We start from the raw sequence: 24960 nt of genomic DNA, 5'->3' as shown, positions 1-24960 counted from the left end.
TGCTCACTGAGTCAGTTCCCCTTCGAGATGGTGACGAGCTTGTCGGTGAGGTGCTTACCGATTTTCGCGATGTACGGCTCGTCGATGATCTGGATGTGATCGCCTCCGACCTCGACGATCTCCAGCTTCGGCAAGTACGGACCCCAACCGCCCTGAGGTGCACGGTGCTTGTAGGCGGGCTCTAGCTCGATCATGCCGTCGTGGTAGCGCTCGGCGAGGTAGAGGACGACGTCGCCCTCGTAGTTCGACGGTTGCGCGTTGGCGAGTGCTCGGCTGTCGATGAACGACGTCCGCTGATGTTCGATCACGCCGCCAGGAATCTTGACGCCGCTGACCTTGACCAGGTCCATGACTATCCGGATCTGCTCTTCTTCGCTGGCACCGGCGAGTTTGTCCATCGGCAACGGAGCGTCGACGCCGTAGGTCGTCTTCGCGAATGCCGTGTACCGCTCCAGCCGCGCTTTCGCCTCCTCGGGACCGTCGGCAGGCGGGTTGGCGGGCAGCGCGAGGTCGATCATGCCGACCAAGCGGACGTCGGCACCTTCGGCACGCAGCAGCTTGGCGACCGCGAAGGCCAGCACGGCTCCGAGCGACCAGCCGTACAGCACGTACGGACCGTCACCCTGAATCTTGCGCAGCTCCGGAATGTACTGCCGCGCACGGTCTTCGATCTCACCTTCGACACGTTCGAAGCCGTACATCGGGGTGTCGGCAGGCAACCGCTTGAGCAATGGCTCGTAGGCAACCGTCGATCCGCCGGACGGGTGGAACACAAACACCGGTGTGGTCGTCGCGCCTTCGGGACGAGCCCGAAGTGTGCGCACGATCCCGTCGATGCCACCTTCGAGGTGCGGTCGAATCACGTCGGCAAGTGCTTCGATGTTCTCGGCGTCGAGCACGTCGTCGAGGGTGATCTCGCCCTTCGCCCGCTCGGACAACCGAGCTGCGAGCTTCTCGCCCGTTTCGTCGTCGAGCACAGGCAGGGTGTTGAAGATGCCCTTGGCGGACTCGCCCGTGACAACAGCCCAGGTCGCGTAAGCCAACCGCTCGGCAGCATCCCGCGGCGGCACGTCGGAACCCGCTGCGTCCGCCGTCGCCTGCTTGCCACCGAGCACTGCCGCAGGTTCCGGTGCCGATTCCTTGACGATCGCTTCGGCTTCGGCGAGCACCGTCGTGTCTTCGACGGCGAGCACTGGTTCGCCCGCTGTATCCAGAACTACCGGTCCCTCGACCGCTGGGCTCTCGACCGCTGGTCCCTCGACCACGGCACCCTCGGCTGCAGCATCCGCAGCCGCCTTCTCCGCTGCCTGCTTGTCGGCGAGCGCCTGGACCTCTTCGCGGTTGTCGACCGCGTAACGCAGGTACTTCGCGACCTCCATGAGGTTCGCGTCGCGGACCACCTGCAGTTGCAACTGCGGGATGTCGAATTCGTACTCGACGCGGTTCTTGATGCGAACACCCATCAGGGAGTCGAGGCCGAGCTCGATCAGCGGAATCTCGACCGGAATGTCTTCGGGCGCATAGCCCATCGACTCCGCGACGATGAACGCAAGTCGGTCTTCCAACGTCTGGGTGCCGTTGGGATCCCAACGCTCACCGAAGGTTTCGACGACCTCGGGCAGAGCTTCCGGGTCTGCCTCTTCCACAACGGCAACGGGTGCGGCGACAACCGGCTGCGGCAACTCCGCGCCGGAGGTGACGACCGCGTCGAACAGCAGCGTGAACGCCGAACCCTGCTTGGCGTGCACCTGAACCGATGCGCCACCGGGGTGCGGGTTGAGCGTCGTCGTCAGGGTTCCCACGGTCGGGACGACACCGTGCGCGATCGAGGCACCGAGTGCCACGTCCGAAAGTACCTGTGTCGCAGCGGCTGTCACCAGCGCGGCGAGGTCGGTCGCGGCAGTCGCGTCGATCTCCCAGACGTGGCGACCATCGGGCAGCGCGACGTGCGCACCAGGGATCCGAGAGTTGCCACTGCTGTTCAGGCGCGCATCGATCCAGTACGGCTTGCGGATGAACGCCGTCCGCGGGATGTCTGCGTAGTCGCCGGGCGTGAACAGCGTGTCGATGTCGACGTTGTGCCCGTGTACGTAGAGCTGAGCAAGCGCCATAAGCACACCGAGTTGCTCGTCTTCCTTGCGCTTGAGGGTGCCGATCAATTGCGGATTGTGCAGGCCGGCGGCGAACGTCGTTGCGGCAACCTGCATCAGCGCAACAGGATTGGGCGCAAGCTCGAGGAACGTGGTGTGGCCGGTATCGACGGCCTGCTTCACAGCGTTGGTGAAGTACACGCTGTGGCGCATGTTCTTGACCCAGTAGTCGACACCGTGAATCGCCTCGTGACCGGGACGGTAGTACGTCTCTTTGTCGACGGTCGAGTAGACGCCGTGCTTCAGTTTGGTCGGCTCGATGCCTGCCAGTTCGGCGGCGAGCTCACCGAGCAGCGGGTCCATCTGCGACGTGTGGCCCGCGCCCTTCGTCTGCAGCAGACGGTTCATCTTTCCTGCGGCCTCGGCCTGGGCCATGATCGCCTCGACCTGCGGCTCCGGACCTCCGATGACCGTGTGCGTCGGGGCGGCGTAGACGGCGACCTCGAGGTCCGGGTACTCGCTGAGCACGCCGACGATTTCCTCGGCGCTGTATTCGACCAGAGCCATTCGGCGAATTGCGTCGCCAGACAGCATCGACTCGCCTTCGCCCATCAGCCGCGACCGCGCACAGATCACGCGAACGGCGTCCTCGAGCGCGAGTCCACCGGCGATGTACGCGCCCGCGACCTCACCGAGCGAATGCCCGACGACCGCGGACGGCTCGGCACCGTGGTGGCGAAGCAGTGCGGCGAGGCCGATCTGGATGCCGAAGATGCCGACCTGCGACGTGCCGACATCCCAGTCCTGCGCGTCGTCGAGGTACATCTCCTTCACGGAGTAGCCGGCCTCGTCGAGGATCAGTTCGTCGACCTCGTCGATGGCCTTCGCGAACACGGCGTTGGCGAGGTAGAGGTCCTTGGCCATCTTGCGGTGCTGTGCGCCGAAGCCGGACAGCACCCAGACCGCACCCTGTGTCGCGGGTGAGTCGGCCGAGTAGACGCCCTGCGCGAGCTTGCCAGCAGCGACTGCCCGGAAGCCCGTGACCGCCTCGGCGTGGGTCCGCGCGAGCACAACGGCCCTGGTACGACCGTGATTACGTTTTGCGAGCGCGCGGCCGACATCTTCGAGCGGGGTGTTCGCACCTGCGTCGGATTCGAGCCAGTCGGCAAGGTCGGCAGCCGCGCGACGGCGACGTGACGGCAGGTAGGCGGACAGCACGAGAACGACCGGCAACGGCTCGCGAGCGTCATCGACCGCGGCGTCGGGGGCACCTTGACCCTGCTCGATGGCGTCGGGGGCACCCTCGTCCGAGACCTCGGCGTCCACGACAGCCGGGATGTACTCCTTGAGCACGACGTGCGCGTTGGTGCCACCGAACCCGAAGCCCGATACCCCTGCGACGGCAGTGCCCGTGTAGCGCGGCCAATCGGTCGGTTCGGCGACAACCTCGAGGTGGGCCTTCTCGAACGGGATGTACGGGTTCGGACCCGCGTAGTTGATCGAGGCAGGAATCTTGTTCTCCTGCATCGCCATGACAACCTTCGTCAGGCTTGCGGCGCCGGCTGCGGACTCGAGGTGCCCGAAATTGGTCTTCGCCGAGCCGAGCAACATCGGCTTGTCGTTGTCACGACCACGACCGACGACGCGTGCAAGGGCGTCCGCCTCGATCGGGTCGCCGAGGATGGTGCCGGTGCCGTGCGCATCGACATAGTCGACGCCCGACGGCGCGATGCCGGCATCACGGTAGGCGCGGCGCAGCACATCGGCCTGGGCGTCCGGGTTCGGCGCGAGCAGGCCGTTGGAGCGGCCGTCGGAGTTGACCGCGGAACCTGCAATGACCGCGAGAATCGGGTCGCCGTCACGCTCGGCGTCTTCGAGCCGTTTGAGTACGACGAGTCCGCCACCTTCGGAGCGAACCATGCCGTCGGCGTCCGACGAGAAGGCCTTGATCTTGCCGTCTTTGGCGACCGCGCCGACCGAATCGAACCCGAGGGTGACGAGCGGGGCGAGCAGAGTGTTGGTGCCGCCCGCGAGCGCGAGATCGGCGTCACCGCTGCGCAACGCACGGACCGCCTGATGAACGGCAACCAGCGTCGACGAGCAAGCGGTGTCGACCGCGACGGACGGGCCGCGGAAGTCGTAAAAATAGGAGACACGGTTCGCGATGATCGACGACGCTGCGCCGGTCAGTCCGTACGGCGTCGACCCGTTGTTGGGGTCGATCGCGGCAAGCATCGTGAAGTCGTGCGACGAACTGCCGATGAACACACCGACGGGTGTGCCCTTGAGGCTGCTTGCGGGAATCCGCGCGTGCTCCAAGGCCTCCCACGTCAGTTCGAGCGCGAGGCGTTGCTGCGGATCGACCTTCTCGACCTCGGTGGGCGACATGGCGAAGAACTCCGCATCGAAGCCCTTGATGTCGTCGAGGTAGCCGCCGCGGGTGTTCGCCTTCGCAACCTGCGCCGCGACCTCGGGATCGGACGTGAACTCCTGCCACCGACCCTCCGGCAGTTCGGTGATCGCGTCACCGCCGTTGATCAAAAACTCCCACGTCTGCTCGGGCGTCGTGCCCGCGTGTGGGAAGCGGGTCGACAGGCCGACGATCGCGATATCGTGCGACTCTCCGGCCGGGACCGCAGACGTGTAGAAGGAGTCGTCGTTCGACTCTTCCGGCGCATCCGGCTCGCCCTCGATGATGCGCGACGCGAGCGACGCGATCGTCGGGTGCTGGTACACAACCGTCGCGGTGAGCATCACACCGGTCAGGTCTTCGACTTCACCACCCAACGCGATGGCGTCACGCGAGGACAGGCCGAATTCTTCCATCGGCCGGTCGTCGGCAATGTTCTCCGCTGGTTGCCCGGTCGCCTGTGCGACCCAGTTGCGTAGCCAGGTGCGCAGTTCGGCGACGGTCAGCTCTGCGCCGTCCGAACCGTGTACTTCCAGGCTCTGTGCAGCCGAGCCTTTCGCAACCGCGCCGTCCGAGCTAGCGCCAACACTGTCTGAGGGCGTGTGTTCTTGTTCAGTCATCAGATCCACCAAGTTACCCGCCCGTAGAAGCTAATCGTTAGCGGCGTCCGGGAAGGCTGTCTGGGTGTATCCACCGCGGAGAGTTCCTTCGAGGTACGCCGATTTGCATGCGCGACGCGCAATCTTTCCGCTGGATGTGCGAGGAATGCTTCCCGCGGGCACCAACAGAACGTCACGAACGGTGACACCGTGCCGAGTCGCAATGGCCGCGCGGACGGTGTCCGCGATCGGCTGCGGATCGGCTTTGCCAGCGCCCGGTCCACGTTCGGCGACGACGACGAGCTGTTCCGAGCTGTCGTCCGGATCGAACTTCAAGCCCGAATGGCTGCTGTGTTCGAACACGACAGGCGGCAGCTGGTTGGCGGGGACAGCGAACGCCGCGATGAAACCGGGACGTAGTGCCGTGCTCGCCTCCTGTGCGGAGTACTCGAGGTCCTGCGGGTAGTGATTGCGGCCGTCGACGATCACCAGGTCCTTGACGCGACCGGTGATGTACAGCTCGCCGTCCACGTACACGCCGAAGTCGCCGGTTCGCATCCACGTCGCATCGTCGGGAGCGCCGTCGGAATGGCTGTTCTCGGCAAGCGGCGTTGCGATCGTGTTCTTGAACGTTTCCGTCGTCTCGTCGGTGCGGCCCCAGTAGCCGATGCCCATGTTGGCGCCGTGCAACCAGATTTCGCCGACATGTCCGTCTGCCTGCTCGATGCCCGTTTCCGGGTCGACGATCGCGGCCCACTGGCTGCGCGCGACGAACCCGCACGAGACCTGCGGGATCGCGTTCTCCGAGTGTGGATCGACCTTTTTGATGACGCCGGCGTTCAGTTCACCGCGGTCCACGTAGATGACCTTGGCTTCGTCCTCGTGCTTCGTCGCAGATACGAACAGGGTCGCCTCGGCCATGCCGTAGCACGGCTTGATCGCGGTCTTCGGCAGCCCGTAGGGCGCGAACGCGTCGTTGAACTTGCGCATCGACGACGTCGTTACAGGCTCGCTGCCGTTGATCAGTCCGATCACGTTGCTGAGGTCGAGCGTCTCGCCCGGCTTCGGAAGTCCGCGAGCGGCGGCGTGCTCGAACGCGAAGTTCGGTGCGGCCGCGAAGGTTCCGGCGCCGTCGTTCGCGGCGGCCAATTCCTTGATCCAGCGGTACGGCCTGCGCACGAACGCACTCGGCGACATGATCGTGATGTATTTGCCACCGACCGCAGGCAGGATCACCGTCAGCAGGCCCATGTCGTGGAACAGCGGCAACCAGGTGACGCCGCGAGAATCCTCGGTGAGCTCGATCGCGTCGATCATCTGCAGCAGGTTGGTACCGACGGCGCGGTGCGTGATCTCAACGCCTGCGGGGACTCGGGTCGAGCCCGAGGTGTACTGCAGGTACGCGATGTCGTCGACCTTGATGTCCGGACGAACCCAGGTGTCGCCGACGCTGTCGGGAATCGCGTCGACGGCGATGATGCGCGGACGCTGCGCGGCAGGCAGGGCACGGAAGAACTGACGGACCCCAGCGGCGGAAGAAGTAGCCGTGAGGATCGCCGCAGGCTCACAGTCGCCGAGAACGGCATGCAGCCGGTCGGTGTGGCCCGGCTCGTCGGGGTCGAACAACGGCACGGCGATGGTTCCGGCGTAGATAGCGGCAAAGAAAGAGATGACGTAGTCGAGTCCCTGCGGTGCGAGCACCGCGACGCGGTCACCAGGCTTGGTCACCTGTTGCAACCGAGCGGCCACCGCCCGCAGCCGGGTGCCGAATTGGTTCCAGGTCAGCTCGTGCGCTTCACCGTCGCGCTCACGGGAATAGTCGATGTACCGGTACGCCAAGTCGTGTGCGTCGGCGCGGGTGTGCTTCTCGACGTGGTCTACCAGCGTACGACCCTCGGGAATGAAAATATTCCCGTTGTCGTCGAGGTAGTCATCGAAAGTCTCGTCCATTCCTTCTCCTCCGAAGCGCCTGCGCACTCACGTCACTGGCGTGGTGCACCCCGACTTGCTTCGCCCGCGGGTGTTCTCTCGTCGTGCAAGGTTATTGGCAATCGAACGCGGCGTTCACCGTATCGGCTACATGTTTGGAAACCAGAAATATGTTACAGACGTCCGCGTCGGTGAAACGCGCGGAACACTGCAAACCCCGGCGCTACTCACCGCGTAGCAACGGAATGATTGGTGCGAAGGCATCCATCTGGGTCGGGAACACACCCACGTAGGACATCGTCGTTTTGGCACGGGTGTTTCGGATTTGATCGGCGATCTCTTCGAACGTCCCGATAGCGATGTAGGGCGACGTCAGAATGTCTTCGACACCGAGCTTCACGTCGACTTCCATGTTGGGCGGGAAGCCCTTGTCCAGCGCCTGCAGTGCCATCTCGGCGATCTGCTCGCGGTCGTCTGTGATGACGATCGTGGTGATCGCCCAGTTGAGCTCGATGTCAGCGAATCGGTCGCCTGCGGCCTGACGAATCAGGTCGACGCGCTCGATCGTCTTCTCCATCGTGATGCCGGAAAGCAGCAGTTTGCCTTCCTTCGTCGTAACGGGCACAACGGAGACGATGTCGGCATGCTTGGCTGCCAGCGCGAGCATCTTGGGTCCGCCGCCGCCGACCGCAATCGGCGGACGAGGACCCTGACGCGGACGAGGACTGCCCTTCAAACCCTTGATCTGATAGTGCTTGCCCTCGAAGTTGCACTCCTGGCCACGCAGCAGCACATCCAGGATGGTGAGTGTTTCGTCGAGTTTCTCGATGCGCACCGACGGCTTGTCGTAGGTGATCCCGCCCTTGTCGAACTCTTCCTTCATCCAGCCTGCGCCGATTCCGAGTTCGAGCCGGCCACGCGAAAGAACGTCGATAGTCGCAGCATCCTTGGCAAGTACTGCCGGATGCCTGAAGCCGTTTGCCAGCACAGCTGTGCCGAGCCGGATCTTGTCCGTGGCAACAGCGAGGGCGCCGAGAGCCGCGATCGGTCCGACCTGATTGCCGAGGTGATCGGGAATCATGAAGCTGTCGTAACCGTATTCTTCGGCCTGCTGCGCGAGTTTGATGAACTTGCGTGCACCGCCCTCTTCGGCGTTGCCTTCGCCACCCGCAGCGAAACGGAACTTTCGCAACGGCGGGCTACCCGGCTCGACGGCGGAGGTCATCGATTCACGCTCTCCTCGACTATTGGTGCTGGTCAGTAGGCACGGCCACGGTGGCAGCCAGCCAGTGCGCCACTCTAGCGGGTGCGCGCTCTCGAACCTATTTCCGCTCCGTCACACATACTGTTACGCCGATTAGGCGGTCCGTGACTTCGAACACGCTGATCCGAGCCGATCACGAATGCGCCGGCTTCGGGGCGTTGTTCACCAAATCGATCGCCCACTGTGTCGTCCACTGCGTCGCTGTCGTGCCTGCGGGATCGACGACGAAGCCGTTGTAGAGCGTGTGGACGGGATTGCCTGCCGCACCTGCAAGAGCTGCGAGACTCGGCAGAATGTTGAAGGGATTCAACGCAGCTCGGGGTGCATCGCAGATCAGATCTCCCGGTGCACAGATGGAGAACGTGCGGTCGGACAGCTGTCCGAAGCCGCCGGGTCGGGCGCCCGTCATCGAGATGCCGGGGACCTCGATGCCGCGCAACGACACTTCGGCACCGACACCCGCCGGATTGGGTCCGATCGGAATCGACTGCGCAGGATCGCGACGGCCGTCTGCGATAAGGGTCACACCGAGAACCAGGTCAGCGGGTACGGGTCCGTTGCCTGCCCCGATCTGCGCCGCAAGATCGCCTGCGATCACGGCACCCTGCGAAAAACCGGCTAACACGAAGCTCGACAGCGGACATCTGGCATGCATGTCGACCAGAGCTTCGGTCGCCTTCTGCATGCCCTGCGTTCGACTGTTGTTGTAGGACTGCTGACCGTCCGGTGGCAACGCGATCGGATTCGAGAACTGCGCGACGTACGGCACCGTGAAGACATCGGTCCGAGACACCGGAAACTGCTGTTGCAGGGGCCGACTTATGTTGAGCATCAACGAGATCGGGTTTGCGGTCGGGTTGAACGGGTCGTCTGCGGCATTTGATTCCCAGGTGCCGGGAACGACAAGTACCCGCACGTCGGGGCAATCCGCTGACTGCGTGTCCGGTCGCGGTGGTTCGGTTGGCCCCGGCGTAGGACTCGGCAACCGACCCGCGAGCAGATACCAGACCAACAGGATGACGAGCAGGATCAGCAACCCGACGGCAAGCACGCCTATCAGACCGAAGAGCTTGCCTCTCGACCGTTTACGAGTTGTTCGCGACGCCATCACGGACTACTTGCAGTACGACGTCTTCGCGGCATCGATGAACACCTGGGCGGCGTCCTCGGGCGTCAGCGTCGTCTCGGTTGCAGGATCGCCGCCGACGTAGGCGACGACGGTCGCCTTGACGGTTGCCGGGTCGCCGTTCTCCTGCTGCGACTGGCAGACGTAGTTGGCCATGACGGTCGCGCTCTCCTGCGACGTCGTGATGCCACCCTTCTTCAGCTCGGCCAGCATCGCCTCGTCACGCGCGACCGGCTTCGGAGCCTCGGTCGGTCCGGGGAATCCGCTCGGAACCGGCTGCGGCTCCTCGGGCGGTGCCGTTGCGGCTGCACCCGGGCTCGTCACCGGCGCCGACGACGGCTGGGCTCCTGATGCTTCGGGCGCCGATGTTTCCGCACTCGTCGGTACGGCCTGCGTGGTCGGCGTCGGATTGCCCGTAGCCGTCGAATCGTCTCCGCCGCAACCGGCCAACAACCCACACGCAGCGGCGGCAACCGCAACAGCGGACATGGAACGGACAAGGGAGAAGCGCGGCATTCTTTCGTTTCCTAAGCAGTCGTGGCTGGTCGTTTCCCTACAGGCTTTCGTACAGGCTACAGAGCGAAATTGACGAAACTCTGGCAGTGATTCGAGACTCGTGAGTCTTTCAGGAGGCTCCACCCTCCGAAGAGACTCACGAGGCGCGAAGCGCCCTGCTAGTGAATCTCCGCCTTGTCGTCCTTGACCGTGATGTAGCCGAGTTGGAAGTTCTGCTGCGTTCCGCCAGGTATGTCGAACTGATCGCCGGTCGGGAACCCGAGCTTGCCGTTCTCGTAGCCGACGCTCTTCCAGGCGTCGAAGATGGGTCCGTTCTTGATGGCCCATGCACCCGACAACGGACTCCAGTAGATGTTGCCGCCCTCGAACTCGTTGAATTTCCCGAAGTCCTTGACCGACTGCTCGCTGCCCTTGGGGAAGCCGAGCCAGCTGTCCTCGTAACCGAGGGCGCCGTATTTGCCCATGATCATGCCCTGCACTCGGTGTGTGCCGTTGTTGGGGCTGTAATACATGGCACCGATTTCGAAGCCCTGGACGACGCCGTCCTTGTTGGGCGTCTTCACCTCTTCGGCCACCGGGTAGCCGAGAGGTCCACCTTCGTAACCCTGTTTCGACCATTCGTCGAGGATCGATCCGCGGATCGCGTGCGCGCCGGTCTGCGGGGTGAAGTAGATGCTGCCGCGCTCGAAGAGTTGGTAGCGCCCACGGCCGTCCGGCGCGCCGCGCTCTTCGCTGATCGGCAACCCCAGCGGTCCGCCTGCGCCACCGTTGGCCTCGTAGTCGCCACCGATTCGGCCGGCGACAACCTGGGTCCCACCGGTCGACGAGTAGAAGATCCGGCCGAAGCGGAAGTCCTGTGCGACGCCGCCTGCGACGTTGTATTCGCCGGTGAGGCAGTCACCGAGCCAGTTGTTGGCCGATGCCAAGCCAGCGATCGCGCCCGCCGGGTTGCAGGCAGGCTTGTCGACCTCGACGCCGAGTGCGCTCGCCGCCTGCGGCCACGACTGCCGCATCTCGAAATCCCAGTACGGCCAGGAGTGCGTGCCCGACGGTCGGTAGTTGACCTGCGCCGGAATACCGAGCTGATTGAGCTTCGTGGCGAAGTTCTGTGACGTGAGGCGTGCCAGAATTTCCAGGCCCATACCCGCGAAGTTGGTACTGACTCCTGGGATTCCCGACGGCTGGTCGAACGGTCCGGTCATGCCGCTGCCGCTCGAGACGTAGAGGCTGATGCCTTTGAGCTTGTCGGCGAGCATGTAGGGATCGTGGCCGGTCCAGTCCGCGCTGTTCGGCGGACCCCACATCGCTCCGGAGTTGAAGCCACCCGCGTCGTTCATCGCGTATTGAATCGCCTGCGGCATGCCGAGCGAGGTGGTCGTCAGGAAGCCGGAGTAGGACGCCGCGTACTTCACGAAGTCGGGGTTGCGCGCTGCGAGGAACATCGCAGATGTGCCGCCCATCGACAAGCCCTGCACACCGCGGACATTGGTTGTGCGCCACTGGCTTTCGAGCAGCGGTGGGAGTTCCTTCGTCAGGAACGTCTCCCACTGGTAGTTCTTGCCGTTGTCCGGTTCGAGCCAGTCGGAGTAGAAGCTGGACTGGCCACCGATCGGAAGTACGACGTTGACGTTCTTGTCGGCGAAGAAGGTCTCGGCTTTCGCGTCGAGCGTCCAGCCGTTCTCGCCGTCCTGCGCGCGGAGGCCGTCGAGCATGAACAGCGCGGGGAACTTCGACTCGGGGCGGGCGTTCCAATCACGGGCCAGCAGCAGTTGCACTTGGACCGGAGCTGCCATCGACGGAGATTCGACCCAGAGCGAAACGCGACGATCCGTGAACCACGTGACGTTGGTGATCGCGGCAGCGCCAGGTGCTTTCGCAAGCGGCGGGGCTTCGTATGCGGGAGCGAGTGGCGTCGCCGACGCCGTCGCGGAGGTGAGTCCGGCGGCGAGCGGCAAAACGAGCACCGCCGCACACATCCCAAAGGCTCGAGAGCGTAAACCGGGTGCGCGTCGCATCGGCGTGGCCTCACTTTCCGTCCAATGGGCACCCTTCGGCACCCGCATGCAAGCTCTGTTCTACACGCCGAAAGAGGCCATTCCGGGGACGACGCGCAGGGGACGGGTAGTTTCCAATGTGACGGATGTTGCAATTGGTGCATGAAACTGTGGCTCGGACCACATCGAGCGTAATAGGTAGTGACAAAGTTCGTCTCGGTAACGATACGAAGGACATGACCAAACAGCCAAGATACCGATTTCGAAGTCTTGCGTTTGCGCTCGGAACCGTTGTGGCGCTTGCCCCGTTCACAGCGGTCGGCAATGCGAGCGCGGAACCGACCGACTACGGCAACGGCTGTGCGGTGTATCCCGACGACCGCGCTGCCACCATCGACGCACTGCGGTTCAAATGCAGCGTCGAGCAGCAGGACGAGATCTACGTGTCCGCTGCCGCCGGTTCCACACCCCGCGGCGTAACGAGTGGTTGGGTCACTCGGCCGGCAATCATGGCCGCAATGGCACCGCCACTGTGGATCGGCAAGACGTTCTACACCGGAAGCAACGGCGGGCACCTGCAGAACCGCATCACCGGTGCCGGCATCGAAGGCTGGGTCGCAGACGTCTACCTCGGAACCTCGAAGGTGGATAACGAACCGGCCTGGATACTGAACTACGCACCCTCACCGACGCCGCCACTCCTCGACGAGATTCGGGAAGTCTCACCCGGTGTCTGGTTCGGGCTTTCCTGGTGGCGTGATCCAGCAATCTCGCCACTGTTGCTTGCCTTCGTCGTGAGCTGACACCCCCGACACAAACAACCGCCCCGCGCAATCGTCGAGATTGCGCGGGGCGGTTCGGCGTTCGGTTCGACCGTTTCGGTCAGCGTGCGTTGAGAACGTCCAGGAACATGTCGCGGGACTTGAACAGCTCCGCTTCCCAGTACTTCCATGAGTGCGTGCCAGCAGCAGGGAATTCGAAGCGGGCCGGGACACCGAGCGTCGCGAGACGGATCTGGAAGGCGCGGGTGTTCACGAGTGCGAGCGCTTCGAGCGCCATGCCGTTGGCCGTGTTGTAGACGCCGAGCGCGGATGTCGGACGGTCGTAGGGACCCGGGAGACCGCTTGCAGCGGAGATGTAGAGCGGGAGGCCCTTGAGCTTCGGTGCGAAAACGAACGGGTCGTTACGCAGCCAGTTCGGGCTCCACGGCGGACCCCACATGGAGTCGACGTTGAAACGACCTGCGTCGAGCATCGCGATGCGAATCGCTTCACGCATACCCGGTGCCGAGATGTTCAGGTAGCCGGAGTACGCGGCAGCCGCCTTGAACTGATCGCGGTGGTACGCGGCGAGGGTCAGCGCTGCACTGCCACCCATCGAAAGGCCGGCGATCGCGTTGTTGGTCGGCGAGACGCCGTAGTTGGCGAGGAATGCGGGAAGTTCCTTGGTGAGGAACGTCTCCCACTTGTAGGTCGTCTTCTGCCCGTTGAAGTTGCTGGGCGCGTACCAGTCGCTGTAGAAGCTCGACTGGCCACCGACGGGCATGACGAGGGTGACGTTGTCGCCCGCGAACTGCTGCAGTGCGTTCGTCTCGAACGACCAGGCGTTGCGGTCGTTGCGAGCGCGGAGTCCGTCGAGCAGGTAGAGCGCCGCGTTGCCGCCGCGGGCGGCCCACTGGACCTGCACCTTGATCGGGCCCATGCCCGACGGGACGATCAGTTCTTCGAAGCCGCCCGAGGGCGCGCTGAGAACCGGTGCGCCATGGATCGGCGACGCGGTGGCGACGCCACCGGCGATACCGGCCGACACCGGCAGCACGAGCGCTGCGGCAGTCAGGCCGAGGACCCGCTGTTTCCAACTGCGGGAAACGCCCCGACTTCCGGACGACGTCGCGTTGCCAAGACGCATGAATAGAGCTCTCTTTCTGCTACTGCGGTGTCCGCCAGGGCGGCTCTACCAACTTCAAACGGACACGACCGCCATTACGCAGGCGGGTAGTGCAATAACGTTCCGGTCACACTCGCTCGGTGACAATATTCGACATTGCCCGCCGAGGCAACCGAGCCCCCGGCGATCCAGACGCATTTGTCCGTTATTGGTTGGTGACCCTAGCTTGTCCTTCCCGTGTTGCGACAACCACTTTCGGTCACGACTTGATAACCATGACCTGAGGTGGCCGGACACAACGAAACCGGCCCTGCCGAGTGGCAGGGCCGGTTTCGTAATCGCTTACCGGGTCGGTATCAGCCGATGTAGTTGCTGAGGTCCGGAATCATGCGGTAGACGTTGTCCGCCCACCACGGCCAGCTGTGGGTACCAACCGGCGGGAAGTCGTAGACGACGTTTCCGTAGCCGAGGGATGCCATACGGAGCTGGAACGCCTTGGTGTTGGCCAGGGAGATTGCTTCCAAGCCCATGCCGTTGGCGGTGTTGTACAGATCGACGAACGACCGCGGCTGATCGTAGACGCCGGGAATGCCGCTGCCTGCCGCAATGTAGAGGCGCGTGTTCTGAGCCTTGAGGCGCGGTGCGAACACGAACGGGTCGTTACGCAACCACCGCGGATCCCACGGCGGACCCCACATCGCGTCGATGTTGAACCCGTTCTGGGTGAGGAACGCGAGGCGCATCGCTTCCTTCATGCCGGGGGCAGACACGTTCAGGTAGCCGGAGAACGATCCTGCGTACGAGAACTGGTCCGGGTGGTAGGCAGCCAACGTCAGGGCCGCACTGCCACCCATGGAGAGACCGAAGACGCCGTTACGGTTCGGATTGAAGCCGAGCCGGTCGCGCAGAGCGAAGCGGAGGTTCTGCGTGAGGAAGGTTTCCCACATGTAGGTGTTGCGCTGGCCGACTGCTCCCGAGGATCCGGTTGCGGAGCCGGACGACGATCCGGTGCCGATACCGAAGAAGTTGCTCGGTGCAATCCAGTCGGAGTAGAAGCTGTTCTGGCCGCCGACGGGCATGACGACGTTGATGTTCCACTTCTGCAGCTCGACGACGACGTTGGTGTCGATCTCCCAGCCGTTGAGGTCGTCACGCGCGCGCAGGCCGTCGAGGGCGTACACCACGCGGTTGGTGTTGCCGTCGTTGGCGCGGAAAATCCGCGACTTGATCGGTCCCATCGAGGAGTCGACCCAGAAGTCGATGCCCGACGGATTGAACGCAGCTTGCGCAGTTGGGGCGGTCGTACCGACCACGGCCACGGCGAGCGGTGACAGGAGGGCCAGCGACAGTGCCGCGGCGGACCGCCTCAACCATGATCGAGAAGTCCGGCGGGCGCCGGGCTCCCTGGTGCGGTGTGCGAATACTCGCATCTACTTCGCCCTTTCAATTCACGCGACCAACTGAGGTCGCGAAGTTCTTCGTGCCGGGAGATTCACATCAGCCCGTGTGGCCCCCGGTGCCAGAGTGACTGATGTTGCGTCTGGCAACATCTTTTAGGTACATCGTCGAAAAGACATCATGCGTTATCGAACCGAGACTCAAAGTACCGCGAACGATACCGAACCGCTGCGCCTCGGAGATAAATCCCGTGATGACAGTTCCATCAGTTTCCATTCGTAGCAACCGGTGGGGTCAGATGGCACCGTTGGATCTCGTATTTCGGCACCCTGTCGATCCGGTAGTCCGCGAACTCGAGTGCACGCTTGAAATTCTGCTTCCAGCGGTCGAAGGTCAGCTCCGATCGGTACGACGTGATCAGCGCCTGGGTCTCCGGACACATGACGGCGACCTGAGCCTCGTCGACCCACTCCTCGTCGAAGTAGGCAGGCATCCACGGATGCATGTCGACCATCGCAAGGTCGGCGATCACCCAGTCGGCATACAGGTTCTTGTCGTGCCCGATTCGGCCGTCCTCGAGTCGATCGGTATGCGCAGCCAACGGATAGGCAAGCCCCATCTGGTCGAGCACACGGACGTCAAGGCCGACGTTCATGCTCGTCATGCCCAGGTTCAGGAAGTACACGGTGTGGCCGGCACCGCCCGGCGGAATCGGTTCGGGTGGTGGCACCAGATCCCAGTACATAAACGACGGGGTATTGATCAGCAGACCGCCGTTGGGGTTGTCGTCGATCGTCCTGATCATCGCGCGCATTCGCGGGTAGTCGAGGTAGTCCGAAGCCCGGATCGGATGTTCATGGCCGGTATTGAGGGCGTAGAACGCCCGCTCGTCGACAATTCCGGACTTGCCGATCGTGGTGCCGGCCGCGGATCCGCCCGTGAAGGCAACCAGGCTCGCCCAGACGACCGTCGACAGCCAGACGACGACGGCGACCCCGAAGATCGCCATATTGCCGGACCTCGTGTCCGCGGACGCCCGAAATGCGGTCGGCACGGGTACCGGAACGACGGCGACGGGGAGCAGGAAGATGAACAGCTGCGGCAGCAGCATGCGGCCGTGCATGAAGTCGCCACCGACGCGCAACGCGTACACGGTGAGGAGCAACCCGCTGAACAGGAACAGGCCGACCACGAACCTCGGTGACCGCAGCTCGGCCTGCACTCGCGTCCACACAGCGCGAGGGGAGCGATCCTTGGCCTTGGGCTGCGTTGCAGCTTTCGCAGTAGTCAGCCTGGCAAGCACGATCGCGCCGACGAGCAGGATCGCCAACGGCAGCCACAACACATACGGACCCGCGAGGTTCCAGAGGTAGGCGAAGCCCTGGCCCCACTTGGCCCCTGCGGCGTCCTTCGCGACGGCAGTGTTCGGATAGGGCAGCGCGTAGTAGCCCATCCGCCAGATCTGGTAGCCAACCGGCAGAATGCCTGCGACAGCGACCATGGCGGCGCGGACGGTCCACTTCCGCTGTGGCGCGAGGAACACCAGCGCAAGCACCAGGACGGACACGAGCACCATCTCGGGCCGAACCAGCGGACCGAGCCCGGCCACGAACGACACGACGAGAATCGACGTCAGGCTCGGCCGATCTGCGGTTGCCCAGCGCAGCAGCAGCACCCACAGCAGCGCAAGCCAGAAGATGACGAGGCAGCTTTCCAGCCCCGAGGATGCGTAGTCACGAGCGGGCGGCACCGCGATGTAGACGAGTGCGCCCGCGGGGAGCAGAAGTGCAGAACCCGAACCGATTCCCGAGCGACCCCACAGCCGACCCGCGCCGAGCATCGCAAGCACGATCGCAGCCACCGACAGCGTCAGCGAGATCGTCAGGACGACGTACTCGAGCCTCGCATCGGACAGCCAGCTGAAGGCGTAGACGATGTAGGTCCACGCGGCACTCGTGTTGGTCTCGACTCGCTCGCCCGCGTTGAAGACGGGTCCGTTTCCTGCGAGCAGATTGCGGACCGTACGCAGCACGATCAATCCGTCGTCGGCGATCCAGCGGCGCTGCCAAGCGCCGGTCAGGAAGATAAGGCCTGTGACAACGATGCCTGCGTAGAAGACTCCGCGGGTCAGTGTGCTGCGTCTGGCCTTCGCGCCGACCGACCCGTTGTCGGCTGCTGCCGTATCGCCGACTGTGCGACGGTCCGCGCGGCGACTGTGCCTACGCGTCGTGCCTGCTTCCGACACGTCGTCAGACGAGGTAGACAGCGACACCAACCACTCCGATCCAAGCAATCGCGAGGAGCTGCAGGACGCGGTCGCCCAGTGCGATCTCCTCGGGTTCGCCGGCCTCGCCCCCATCGACGTCGACCGCGTAACGCAAAATAGCGATGGTAAACGGAACCATCGAAATTGCGAACCAGTTGGTGTCCATCAGACGGTCCTGCTCGAAGGCCCACAGACCGTAGAACACGACGACAGCGGTCGCCGCGAGCGTCCACACGAAACGCAGGTAGGTCGGCGTGTAGGACTCGAGCGACTTCCTGATCTTGGCGCCCGTGTTGATCGCGATCTGAATTTCGGCGTAACGCTTGCCCGCAGCCATGAACAGCGAGCCGAACGCCATGATCAGCAGGAACCACTGGGAAAGTGGGATGTCCGCGGCAGCGCCACCTGCGATGGCGCGTAGCAGGAACCCCGAGGACACGATGCAGATGTCGATGACGTGCTGATGCTTGAGGCCGAGGCAGTACGCCAGCTGGACGACGATGTAGACGGCCATCACGACGGCGAGATGCCAGTTCGCGACGAACGACAGTCCGATCGACCCGACCAGCAGTACGGCCGACATCGCATACGCCAGATTGACCGGAAGCACACCTGCGGCGATCGGGCGGAAACGTTTGGTCGGGTGTGCGCGGTCGGCCTCGACGTCGAGCGCGTCGTTGACGAGGTAGATGCCCGACGCCGCCATGCAGAACGCGACGAACGCGATGGCGACGGGGCCGAGCACGTCGAGTTGGGTCGCCGAGCCCGCTGCGAGCGGTGCGGCGAGCACCAGGACGTTCTTGACCCACTGGCGCGGGCGGACGGCTTTGACGATGCCGCCTGCCAGCGTCTTCGGCGGGCCCTTGGTCACGCCTTCTTCGAGATCGTGGCCTGTGGGCTCTTCGCTCATCGGGGTCTGTCTCCAAACTTCTTGTCGGCAGCGAGAACTGCCGCAGCCGACGCCGCGCCCAGTGCGGAGCCTGCGAGCACATCGGTCGGATAGTGCACGCCGAGCACCACCCGCGACAGCAACATCGGCGGAACCAGCAACGCTGGCAAGGGTAGCCCGGTGAGGCGACCCATCAGCACAGCAGCCGCGGTGGTGGACGTGGCGTGCGATGACGGAAAGCTCAACTTGCTCGGCGTCGAGACGTTCACGGCGACGCTGGGATGGTTCGGGCGCGGTCTGCGGACAACCCTTTTGATGACGATCGACGCAGCGTGTGCACCGACCGCTCCGACGGCGACGCCTGCCCACTGGCGGCGGCGAGGTTTGTCGGCGACCCAGCCGATCGCGGCAAGCCCGACCCAGCCGAGTGCGTGCTCGCCGAAATGCGACATGCCGCGGGCAGCCGCGATGACCGACGGGTTGCCACCGATGCCGGATTGCACGGCCTGCAGGACCGCGACCTCGCGCGGGACCGGTTGGATGTCAAATTCCGAAGACATCTGCCCACCGCTTCCTGCTCGTCAGTTCGGGGTGCGCTGCCTGGTATTCGGCTTTGAGTTCGGGGAAGCGTTTGGCCAATTCCTTGCGCAGCCGCATCGCTTCCTTGAACAGCTCGAGAGCCTTGCGCGGACTGCGTTTGCGGAATACGACGCCACGGCCGTCCGCTGTTGTGACGGTGACGCCGTCGACCTGGGAAAGCAGATACCAGCGCGCGTCGAGCGTCGGCACGTTGAGTTGTGGGCGATCGTGATGTTCGGGGTCGGCGGGCTTGAGGTTGTGCGCGATCCCCTTGCCGAGGCGCGCGACCTTCGCTACGGCGTTGCCCGGTTCTCCGACAGCGCCGACGCCGGCTCCCGATGCCAGCGGCAGGTCCGTCGACGACGGCACGACGACGGCGTCCGGGAACTGTTTGCGCAGGTCGTGGACCGTTCCGAGCGCCGTGGGCAACAGGTCGAACAGGCGGTCGGGGCCGGCCATGAAGTCGGCGATCGCGAGGTTCTGGATGGCGACCGTCGAGTATTCGAGGCAGAGCAGGTGCTTGAGTGTGGCCTTGACGGTGTTGACGACGAGGCCGCGGCCGTTGCCCGGCATGTGCAGCGACGCGACGACGAGTCGGTTGCGCAGGTGGAAGTACGCCTGCCAGTCGATCGCGTCGTCCTTGTCACTCCATGCCATGTGCCAGATCGCGGCGCCGGGCATCGTGACGGTCGGGTAGCCGGCTGCCCGCGCACGCAGGCCGTATTCGACGTCGTCCCACTTGATGAACAACGGCAGCGGCTGACCCAGTTCCTCGGCGACGACGCGCGGGATCATGCACATCCACCAACCGTTGAAGTCGACGTCGATGCGACGGTGCAGCAGTTTCGAATTGTCGCGGTCGCTCAGCGGGTACTTCGCGAAGTCGTGGTCGTATTCGACGTTCGGTGCAGAGGTCCACATGAAGATGCCACGGTTGACGGCCTCGCCCATCGAGTGCAGATGCGACCGCTCCTGCAGGTTGAGCATCTGGCCGCCGACCAGCGTCGGCTTCTTCGCGAACCGGGACAACGCCAACGCCCGCAGAATCGAGTCGGGTTCGATCTCGATGTCGTCGTCCATAAAGAGAATGAACTGGCAGTCGGTCGTCTTCAGCGCCTCGTACATGATGCGGCTGTAGCCGCCGGACCCGCCGAGGTTCGGCTGGTCGTGCACGGCGAGCCGATCGCCAAGTGCCGCAGCTGCTTCGGCGAAACCGGGTTCGTCGCGGGCCTTGCGGGTGCCCTGATCGGGGATTATCACGGCCTTGATCTTGTCGAGTACCGCCGGATCGGAGCCAAGCGCCACAAGGGCTTTGACGCAGTCGGTCGGGCGGTTGAAGGTCGGGATGCCGACCGCGATGCTCGCCTCGCCAGGCGCATCGATCGGGGCGAACCAGCCTGCAGACAACAGCTGCACCTCTGTGTCGGAGGTGATGTCGAACCAGATCCAGCCACCGTCTTCGAACGGCGCGAGCTCGATCTCGAATTCGAGCAGTCCGCCGACACTTTCGTTGCCCTGCACATGAATTCGTGACGAGTCGGCCTTGGAGCGGTAGACGTCGACCCGGCAGTGGCCGGTCAGCTCGATGCGAAGAACCACCGACTTCAGGACGCTGTAGCGCCGCCAGTAGCTCGCGGGGAACGCGTTGAAGTACGTGCAGAACGACACTTCCGATTCGAGACCGATGGTCAGCGAGGTCCGCGAAGTGGCATGTGCGCGACGGGCATTCGTCGTCGCCTCCTCCAAGTAGAGGGTCCGCACGTCGAGTGGCTCACCGGGTCGCGGCAGCAGGATCCGCTGCAGGAGCGACTTGCCTTTGGAGTCGGTTCCAGCTTCGAACAACGGCGAATCGACCGTCGCGATCAACTCGTGCTTCGGGCTCATACGTCTTCTCCGTGCAGCGCCTCGCCGGTTTCGAAATGCGGGCGCAGTGTGTTCTCGAACATCGAAAGCGCGCTGGCGATCGCCATGTGCATGTCGAGGTATTGATAGGTACCGAGGCGACCGCCGAACAGCACCTTGCGAGTTGCCATCTCCTGCTTGGCAAGTGCGCGGTAGGCGTTCACCTTCGCGCGGTCCTCAGCGGTGTTGATCGGGTAGTACGGCTCGTCGCCACTCTCGGCGAAGCGGGAGTACTCCCGCATGATGACCGTCTTGTCCTTCGGGTATTCACGTTCGGGATGGAAGTGGCGGAACTCGTGAATACGCGTGTAGCGCGCGTCCGCGTCGTTGTAGTTCATCACCGGGGTGCCTTGAAAGTCCCCGCAATCGGTCAACACCTCGGTTTCGAAGTCGAGGGTCCGCCACCCGAGTTCGCCCTCGCTGAAGTCGAAGTAGCGGTCGAGCGGTCCGGTGTAAACGATCGGTGCATCCGGGCTTTCGGCGATCAACTGGTCGCGAACGTCGAAGAAGTCGGTGTCGAGGCGAACCTCGATCTTCTCGTCGGCGGCCATGTTTTCGAGCCACTTGGTGTAGCCGTCGACGGGCAGACCCTCGTAGGTGTCGTTGAAGTAGCGGTTGTCGAAGTTGTAGCGCACCGGCAGTCGCGTGATGTTGCCTGCCGGCAGTTCCTTCGGGTCGGTCTGCCACTGCTTGGCCGTGTAGTCCCGGATGAACGCCTCGTAGAGCGGGCGACCGATGAGCGAGATCGCCTTTTCTTCCAGGTTCGCCGCGTCCTTGGTGTCGAATTCGGCAGCCTGTTCGGCGATCAGCGTGCGTGCTTCCTCAGGCGAGTAGTAGCGGCCGAAGAACTGCGAGATCAGGCCGAGGCCCATGGGGAACTGGTAGGACTGGCCCTTGTGCATCGCGTAGACGCGGTGCTGGTAGCCGGTGAATTCGGTGAACTGCGTGACGTAGTCCCACACCCGCTTGTTCGACGTGTGGAAGAGGTGCGCACCGTACTTGTGCACCTCGATGCCGGTTTGTGGTTCGGCCTCGGAATAGGCGTTGCCGCCGAGGTGGTAGCGCCTGTCCAACACAAGGACGCGCTTGCCCAACTGGGTGGCCGCGCGCTCGGCGATGGTCAGTCCGAAGAATCCGGAGCCGACGATGATCAGGTCGTATTTGCCGGGGGGCGGGCCTTCGGGCGTAGCAGCGGTCACGGGAACTGAGCGTATCGGACGCCGAGGGCGCGCCGCGCCTCGTGAGTCTTTCCGGAGGGCCTGCCCTCCGAAAAGACTCACGAGCGGCGTGCCGCCTACATGCGATCTGCGAAGACCCGCATCGCATCGCGGATGAATGCCGCGGTGCCCTCACCATGGACGTCGAAGGTCGCCGTGAAGCGAGGATCATCGACGTACATCTGGCCGAGTCCGGCGAAAGCTTCGGCCTCGACAGCCTTGCCTTGCCAACCGATACCGACCCAGTCGTAGAGACGCTGCGTGATCGCCTGCACCTGGTCGCTGTCAGCTGCGATACCGGCCTCGTGCGCCTTCGCGAAAGCACTGGCGATGTCGACCTGGCGCTGTTGAAACCCCTTCTTCTCGGAGTCGCTCATCGAGTTCCACCACTTGTCGCCGCTCTCGTAGGCTTCCTTGCCCCAGCGCTCGATCACTTCGTCCTTGTACTGGGTGTGATCGAACCCGTCGAAAACTTCCTGTGCCATAAGTTGTTCACCTCCTTCCGTTTTTCGCAGTGTTGTGTGTACCGACTGAATCTGACGGCGGATCCGGTCCTGCTCCTGTTCGAGCAGGCTCAAGTGGGTCCGTAGTGCGGCTGCTGTGTCCTGTTTGCCACGGAGAACCTCGCCGATGGCCTCCAATCCGAGGCCGAGGTCACGCAACAACAGGATTCGTTGCAACCGAACAAGTGAGTCCTGGTTGTAGTACCGATAGCCGTTGCTACCGATCCGCGACGGTTCCAACAGCCCGACCTGCCCGTAGTGCCGCAGAGTCCGACTCGTCGTGCCTGCCGCCTTGGCGAGGTCCTGGATGGACCATTCCGTCGGTTGCAGCGTCGCGATCTTCTCGCCCATTCCTCCTCCGTTTCGATTTCGTCGATGGAACAAGCTTGCAAGTTGACGCTACGTCAAGGTCAAGGGTGTTTTCGAGAAATCTTTTCGAGCGGAGTTCGGTCAGACGATGTCGCGCACGAGCGGCGCGACGAAGAGGGTGAGCAACTCGCGTTCGTCGTCGGCGTTCGCGCCGGGAACCGTCAAGAGAGACAGCACGACGCGAAGCAGCCAGCGACCCAGCTTGGCCGCCCGTTCCCCCGCCAAGCCGACCTCGCCGAGTATCGCGCCGGCAAGGACCTCCAGCATTTCCGACGAGTGCGCCAGTTCGTTCGCGACGCCGGAATCACCGGTGCTGAACCACGCAATCAGGGTCGGGTCGGCCCGAACCTCTTCCACGGCGGCCAGGATCGCCGACACCATCTGCTCCCCCGGGTCGCCGCCGAGGCTGAATTCGCGTGCGATCCGTCCGGCGATGCGCCGGGTCTCGCGCTGCATGAAGGCAACCTGCAGCGTCCGGCGGCTGTCGAAATAGCGATACAGCGTCGCCCGCGAGCATCCCGACGCCCGCGCGATGTCAGCCATCGACGACGCCGCGACACCACGCTCGACGAACAGTTTGGCTGCCGCGTCGAGGATGCGGTCGGACGCGACGTCGTTGCGTTCGGTGCCGAGCCAGTCGCTCATACGCCACTCACCTGGAACGGCACGCTGACCGGCCTGCGCACGTAGTTGCCGTCGGCGTAGACGACGCGATCGATGTCGACCGTGAAGTCGGGGCAGCGCGCGAGCAGTTCTTCGAGGGCGACACGTGCCTGCAACCTGGCCGCCGCGGCGCCGAGGCAGTGATGTGCACCGTGGCTGAAGGTCATGATCTTCGATGGTTTGCGCCCGACATCCAGACGCTCCGCATCGGGTCCGTACTCACGCGGATCACGGTTGGCAGAACCATAGAGCAGCAACGTCTTTCGGCCCGCGGGAATGATGCAGCCGTCGATGTCGACGTCTCGGGTCGTGGTCCGGGCCAGACCCTGGACAGGTGCGGTGAGCCGTAACAATTCTTCGACGGCATCGGGGATGGTCGCGGGATCGTCGATCAGACGGCGACGTTGGTCGAGGTCGATGGTCAGCAACTGCACTGCGCCGCCGAGCAAACCGGTTGTGGTGTCGTTGCCGCCGGTTACCATCGTGAACGCAAACCCGAGTATCGACAGCATTCCCGCGATGTCGCCGTCGACGCCCATCCCTGAGGCGACCAGGTGCGAGATCGTGTCGTCGGCGGGCTCGCGACGGCGGAGTTCGATCAGCTGCGCGAAGTAGCCCATCAGCTCGGTCACCGCAGTCGCTGCCTGCAGCGGATCGCCGAGCGCATTGGCGGCAACGATAGCTTCGGTCCAGCCGTCGAACCGATCGCGATCGCTTTCCGGCACACCGAGATAGTGGGCGACGACCATGCTCGGCAGCGGCTTGAACAGCTCGCGGACCACATCGCCTTCGCCCGCCGACCGCAGTTCTTCGATGCGTTCGACGACGAATTCCCTGACCACGGGTTCGACGCTGGTGACGTGGCGCGGGGTGAACCCCTTCGACACCAACCGCCGAAATGCCGTGTGGTCCGGTGGATCCAGCATCACCAGCGGCGGATTATCTTGCAGGCCAATTTTTTCCAGCTCGCCGTAGGTTGTCGTGAGGCCCTTCGCGGAGGAGAACGTCGTTGTATCGCGTGCTGCCGCATAGACATCCGCGTGCCGCGAAAGGACGTAGTAGTCGTCATCGGGTTCTTCGTCGGGCACCACATGGTGGACGGGATCGGTATCACGAAGCGCGGCATACATCGGCCACGGATCACGCCAGGACTCGCCTGACCTGGGCAGGAACACTGCACGATTGGACGAAATCGCCGTCATGTGTCGACTATGAGACAGATGCGGCCAAGTGTCAAGGCGTCGATCCGTAGGCGCCGACCGTGCATCCTTTATGAATCGCTTTCTTCTCGACGGCTTAGAAATATGCACAATTCGCGGCACGCACAATTCGCGGCACGCCCGTCGTAGGTAACGATTT

General features: G+C 63.9%; 17 protein-coding genes. 1 reads left to right on the top strand and 16 read right to left on the bottom strand.

The features are described from left to right. Positions 1 to 11: 11 nt before the first annotated feature. The 6 genes from pks13 to JGU71_RS13620 all read right to left on the bottom strand — a co-directional run bounded on the left by pks13 (position 12) and on the right by JGU71_RS13620 (position 11949). Entirely contained in the window at positions 12 to 5006 is a 4995-nt protein-coding gene (gene pks13, locus JGU71_RS13645) for a polyketide synthase Pks13 (protein WP_372433184.1), read from the bottom strand. A gap of 144 nt (positions 5007 to 5150) precedes the next feature. Beyond that, the gene (gene fadD32 / locus JGU71_RS13640) at positions 5151 to 7049 is read right to left on the bottom strand and encodes a long-chain-fatty-acid--AMP ligase FadD32 (protein WP_199704709.1); all 1899 of its coding nucleotides are present in this window, start codon (positions 7047 to 7049) and stop codon (positions 5151 to 5153) included. 202 nt (positions 7050 to 7251) lie between these two features. Further along, on the bottom strand, positions 7252 to 8253 hold the full coding sequence (locus tag JGU71_RS13635) for an LLM class F420-dependent oxidoreductase (protein WP_199704708.1): 1002 nt from the start codon (positions 8251 to 8253) through the stop codon (positions 7252 to 7254). Positions 8254 to 8425: 172 nt separating this feature from the next. Further along, positions 8426 to 9400 carry a cutinase family protein gene (locus JGU71_RS13630; protein ID WP_199704707.1) on the bottom strand — a complete coding sequence of 325 codons (975 nt, stop codon included), beginning with the start codon at positions 9398 to 9400 and terminating at the stop codon, positions 8426 to 8428. Positions 9401 to 9406: 6 nt separating this feature from the next. Continuing rightward, positions 9407 to 9934: a DUF732 domain-containing protein gene (locus JGU71_RS13625; protein ID WP_199704706.1), complete on the bottom strand. Its 528-nt coding sequence runs from the start codon at positions 9932 to 9934 to the stop codon at positions 9407 to 9409. Between the two features lie 158 nt (positions 9935 to 10092). Beyond that, complete coding sequence (locus JGU71_RS13620) at positions 10093 to 11949, bottom strand: alpha/beta hydrolase-fold protein (protein WP_267908408.1); 1857 nt, start codon at positions 11947 to 11949, stop codon at positions 10093 to 10095. A gap of 215 nt (positions 11950 to 12164) precedes the next feature. Here JGU71_RS13620 and JGU71_RS13615 point away from each other — a divergent pair, with 215 nt between their 5' ends. Continuing rightward, positions 12165 to 12731 carry a hypothetical protein gene (locus JGU71_RS13615; RefSeq protein WP_199704705.1) on the top strand — a complete coding sequence of 189 codons (567 nt, stop codon included), beginning with the start codon at positions 12165 to 12167 and terminating at the stop codon, positions 12729 to 12731. A gap of 79 nt (positions 12732 to 12810) precedes the next feature. Here the strand turns inward: JGU71_RS13615 and JGU71_RS13610 are convergent, their stop codons facing one another. The 10 genes from JGU71_RS13610 to JGU71_RS13565 all read right to left on the bottom strand — a co-directional run bounded on the left by JGU71_RS13610 (position 12811) and on the right by JGU71_RS13565 (position 24803). Then, a complete protein-coding gene (locus JGU71_RS13610; protein ID WP_199704704.1) occupies positions 12811 to 13836 on the bottom strand; it encodes an alpha/beta hydrolase in 1026 nt (341 codons plus the stop codon). Between the two features lie 335 nt (positions 13837 to 14171). Then, positions 14172 to 15245, bottom strand: a complete 1074-nt coding sequence (locus JGU71_RS13605; RefSeq protein WP_199704703.1) for an alpha/beta hydrolase — start codon at positions 15243 to 15245, stop codon at positions 14172 to 14174. 233 nt (positions 15246 to 15478) lie between these two features. After that, positions 15479 to 17485 carry an arabinofuranosyltransferase AftB family protein gene (locus JGU71_RS13600; protein ID WP_372433169.1) on the bottom strand — a complete coding sequence of 669 codons (2007 nt, stop codon included), beginning with the start codon at positions 17483 to 17485 and terminating at the stop codon, positions 15479 to 15481. Further along, positions 17463 to 18389 (bottom strand): decaprenyl-phosphate phosphoribosyltransferase, encoded by a 927-nt coding sequence (locus JGU71_RS13595; RefSeq protein ID WP_199704702.1) that lies wholly within the window; start codon positions 18387 to 18389, stop codon positions 17463 to 17465. The genes JGU71_RS13600 and JGU71_RS13595 overlap by 23 nt, the downstream gene beginning before the upstream one ends. Further along, positions 18386 to 18928 carry a phosphatase PAP2 family protein gene (locus tag JGU71_RS13590; RefSeq protein ID WP_199704701.1) on the bottom strand — a complete coding sequence of 181 codons (543 nt, stop codon included), beginning with the start codon at positions 18926 to 18928 and terminating at the stop codon, positions 18386 to 18388. The genes JGU71_RS13595 and JGU71_RS13590 overlap by 4 nt, the downstream gene beginning before the upstream one ends. Further along, a complete protein-coding gene (locus tag JGU71_RS13585) occupies positions 18912 to 20831 on the bottom strand; it encodes a glycosyltransferase (RefSeq protein ID WP_199704700.1) in 1920 nt (639 codons plus the stop codon). The genes JGU71_RS13590 and JGU71_RS13585 overlap by 17 nt, the downstream gene beginning before the upstream one ends. Next, positions 20828 to 22048 (bottom strand): UDP-galactopyranose mutase, encoded by a 1221-nt coding sequence (gene glf, locus JGU71_RS13580; RefSeq protein ID WP_199704699.1) that lies wholly within the window; start codon positions 22046 to 22048, stop codon positions 20828 to 20830. The genes JGU71_RS13585 and glf overlap by 4 nt, the downstream gene beginning before the upstream one ends. 95 nt (positions 22049 to 22143) lie before the next feature. Next, positions 22144 to 22920, bottom strand: a complete 777-nt coding sequence (locus JGU71_RS13575) for a MerR family transcriptional regulator (RefSeq protein ID WP_199704698.1) — start codon at positions 22918 to 22920, stop codon at positions 22144 to 22146. Between the two features lie 99 nt (positions 22921 to 23019). After that, positions 23020 to 23583, bottom strand: coding sequence for a TetR/AcrR family transcriptional regulator (locus JGU71_RS13570; protein ID WP_199704697.1), 564 nt, complete (start codon positions 23581 to 23583; stop codon positions 23020 to 23022). Continuing rightward, a complete protein-coding gene (locus JGU71_RS13565; RefSeq protein WP_199704696.1) occupies positions 23580 to 24803 on the bottom strand; it encodes a cytochrome P450 in 1224 nt (407 codons plus the stop codon). The genes JGU71_RS13570 and JGU71_RS13565 overlap by 4 nt, the downstream gene beginning before the upstream one ends. Positions 24804 to 24960 lie beyond the last annotated feature (157 nt).

Origin of the sequence: Antrihabitans stalagmiti (genome assembly GCF_016482825.1) — a bacterium.
In the GTDB taxonomy this organism is placed as follows: domain Bacteria; phylum Actinomycetota; class Actinomycetes; order Mycobacteriales; family Mycobacteriaceae; genus Antrihabitans; species Antrihabitans stalagmiti.
Note: the sequence above shows the minus strand (reverse complement) of the source record. Positions and strands in the feature narration are given on the sequence as shown.

Excerpts from the sequence above, each read along its gene's own strand:
- JGU71_RS13570 (WP_199704697.1), bottom strand. The coding sequence starts at position 23,583 with ATGAGCGACTGGCTCGGCACCGAACGCAACGACGTCGCGTCCGACCGC.
- JGU71_RS13625 (WP_199704706.1), bottom strand. The coding sequence starts at position 9,934 with ATGCCGCGCTTCTCCCTTGTCCGTTCCATGTCCGCTGTTGCGGTTGCC.
- JGU71_RS13635 (WP_199704708.1), bottom strand. The coding sequence starts at position 8,253 with ATGACCTCCGCCGTCGAGCCGGGTAGCCCGCCGTTGCGAAAGTTCCGT.
- JGU71_RS13605 (WP_199704703.1), bottom strand. The coding sequence starts at position 15,245 with ATGCGAGTATTCGCACACCGCACCAGGGAGCCCGGCGCCCGCCGGACT.
- JGU71_RS13630 (WP_199704707.1), bottom strand. The coding sequence starts at position 9,400 with ATGGCGTCGCGAACAACTCGTAAACGGTCGAGAGGCAAGCTCTTCGGT.
- JGU71_RS13620 (WP_267908408.1), bottom strand. The coding sequence starts at position 11,949 with ATGCGACGCGCACCCGGTTTACGCTCTCGAGCCTTTGGGATGTGTGCG.
- JGU71_RS13590 (WP_199704701.1), bottom strand. The coding sequence starts at position 18,928 with ATGTCTTCGGAATTTGACATCCAACCGGTCCCGCGCGAGGTCGCGGTC.
- fadD32 (WP_199704709.1), bottom strand. The coding sequence starts at position 7,049 with ATGGACGAGACTTTCGATGACTACCTCGACGACAACGGGAATATTTTC.
- JGU71_RS13615 (WP_199704705.1), top strand. The coding sequence starts at position 12,165 with ATGACCAAACAGCCAAGATACCGATTTCGAAGTCTTGCGTTTGCGCTC.
- JGU71_RS13610 (WP_199704704.1), bottom strand. The coding sequence starts at position 13,836 with ATGCGTCTTGGCAACGCGACGTCGTCCGGAAGTCGGGGCGTTTCCCGC.
- JGU71_RS13585 (WP_199704700.1), bottom strand. The coding sequence starts at position 20,831 with ATGAGCCCGAAGCACGAGTTGATCGCGACGGTCGATTCGCCGTTGTTC.
- JGU71_RS13575 (WP_199704698.1), bottom strand. The coding sequence starts at position 22,920 with ATGGGCGAGAAGATCGCGACGCTGCAACCGACGGAATGGTCCATCCAG.
- JGU71_RS13565 (WP_199704696.1), bottom strand. The coding sequence starts at position 24,803 with ATGACGGCGATTTCGTCCAATCGTGCAGTGTTCCTGCCCAGGTCAGGC.
- JGU71_RS13595 (WP_199704702.1), bottom strand. The coding sequence starts at position 18,389 with ATGAGCGAAGAGCCCACAGGCCACGATCTCGAAGAAGGCGTGACCAAG.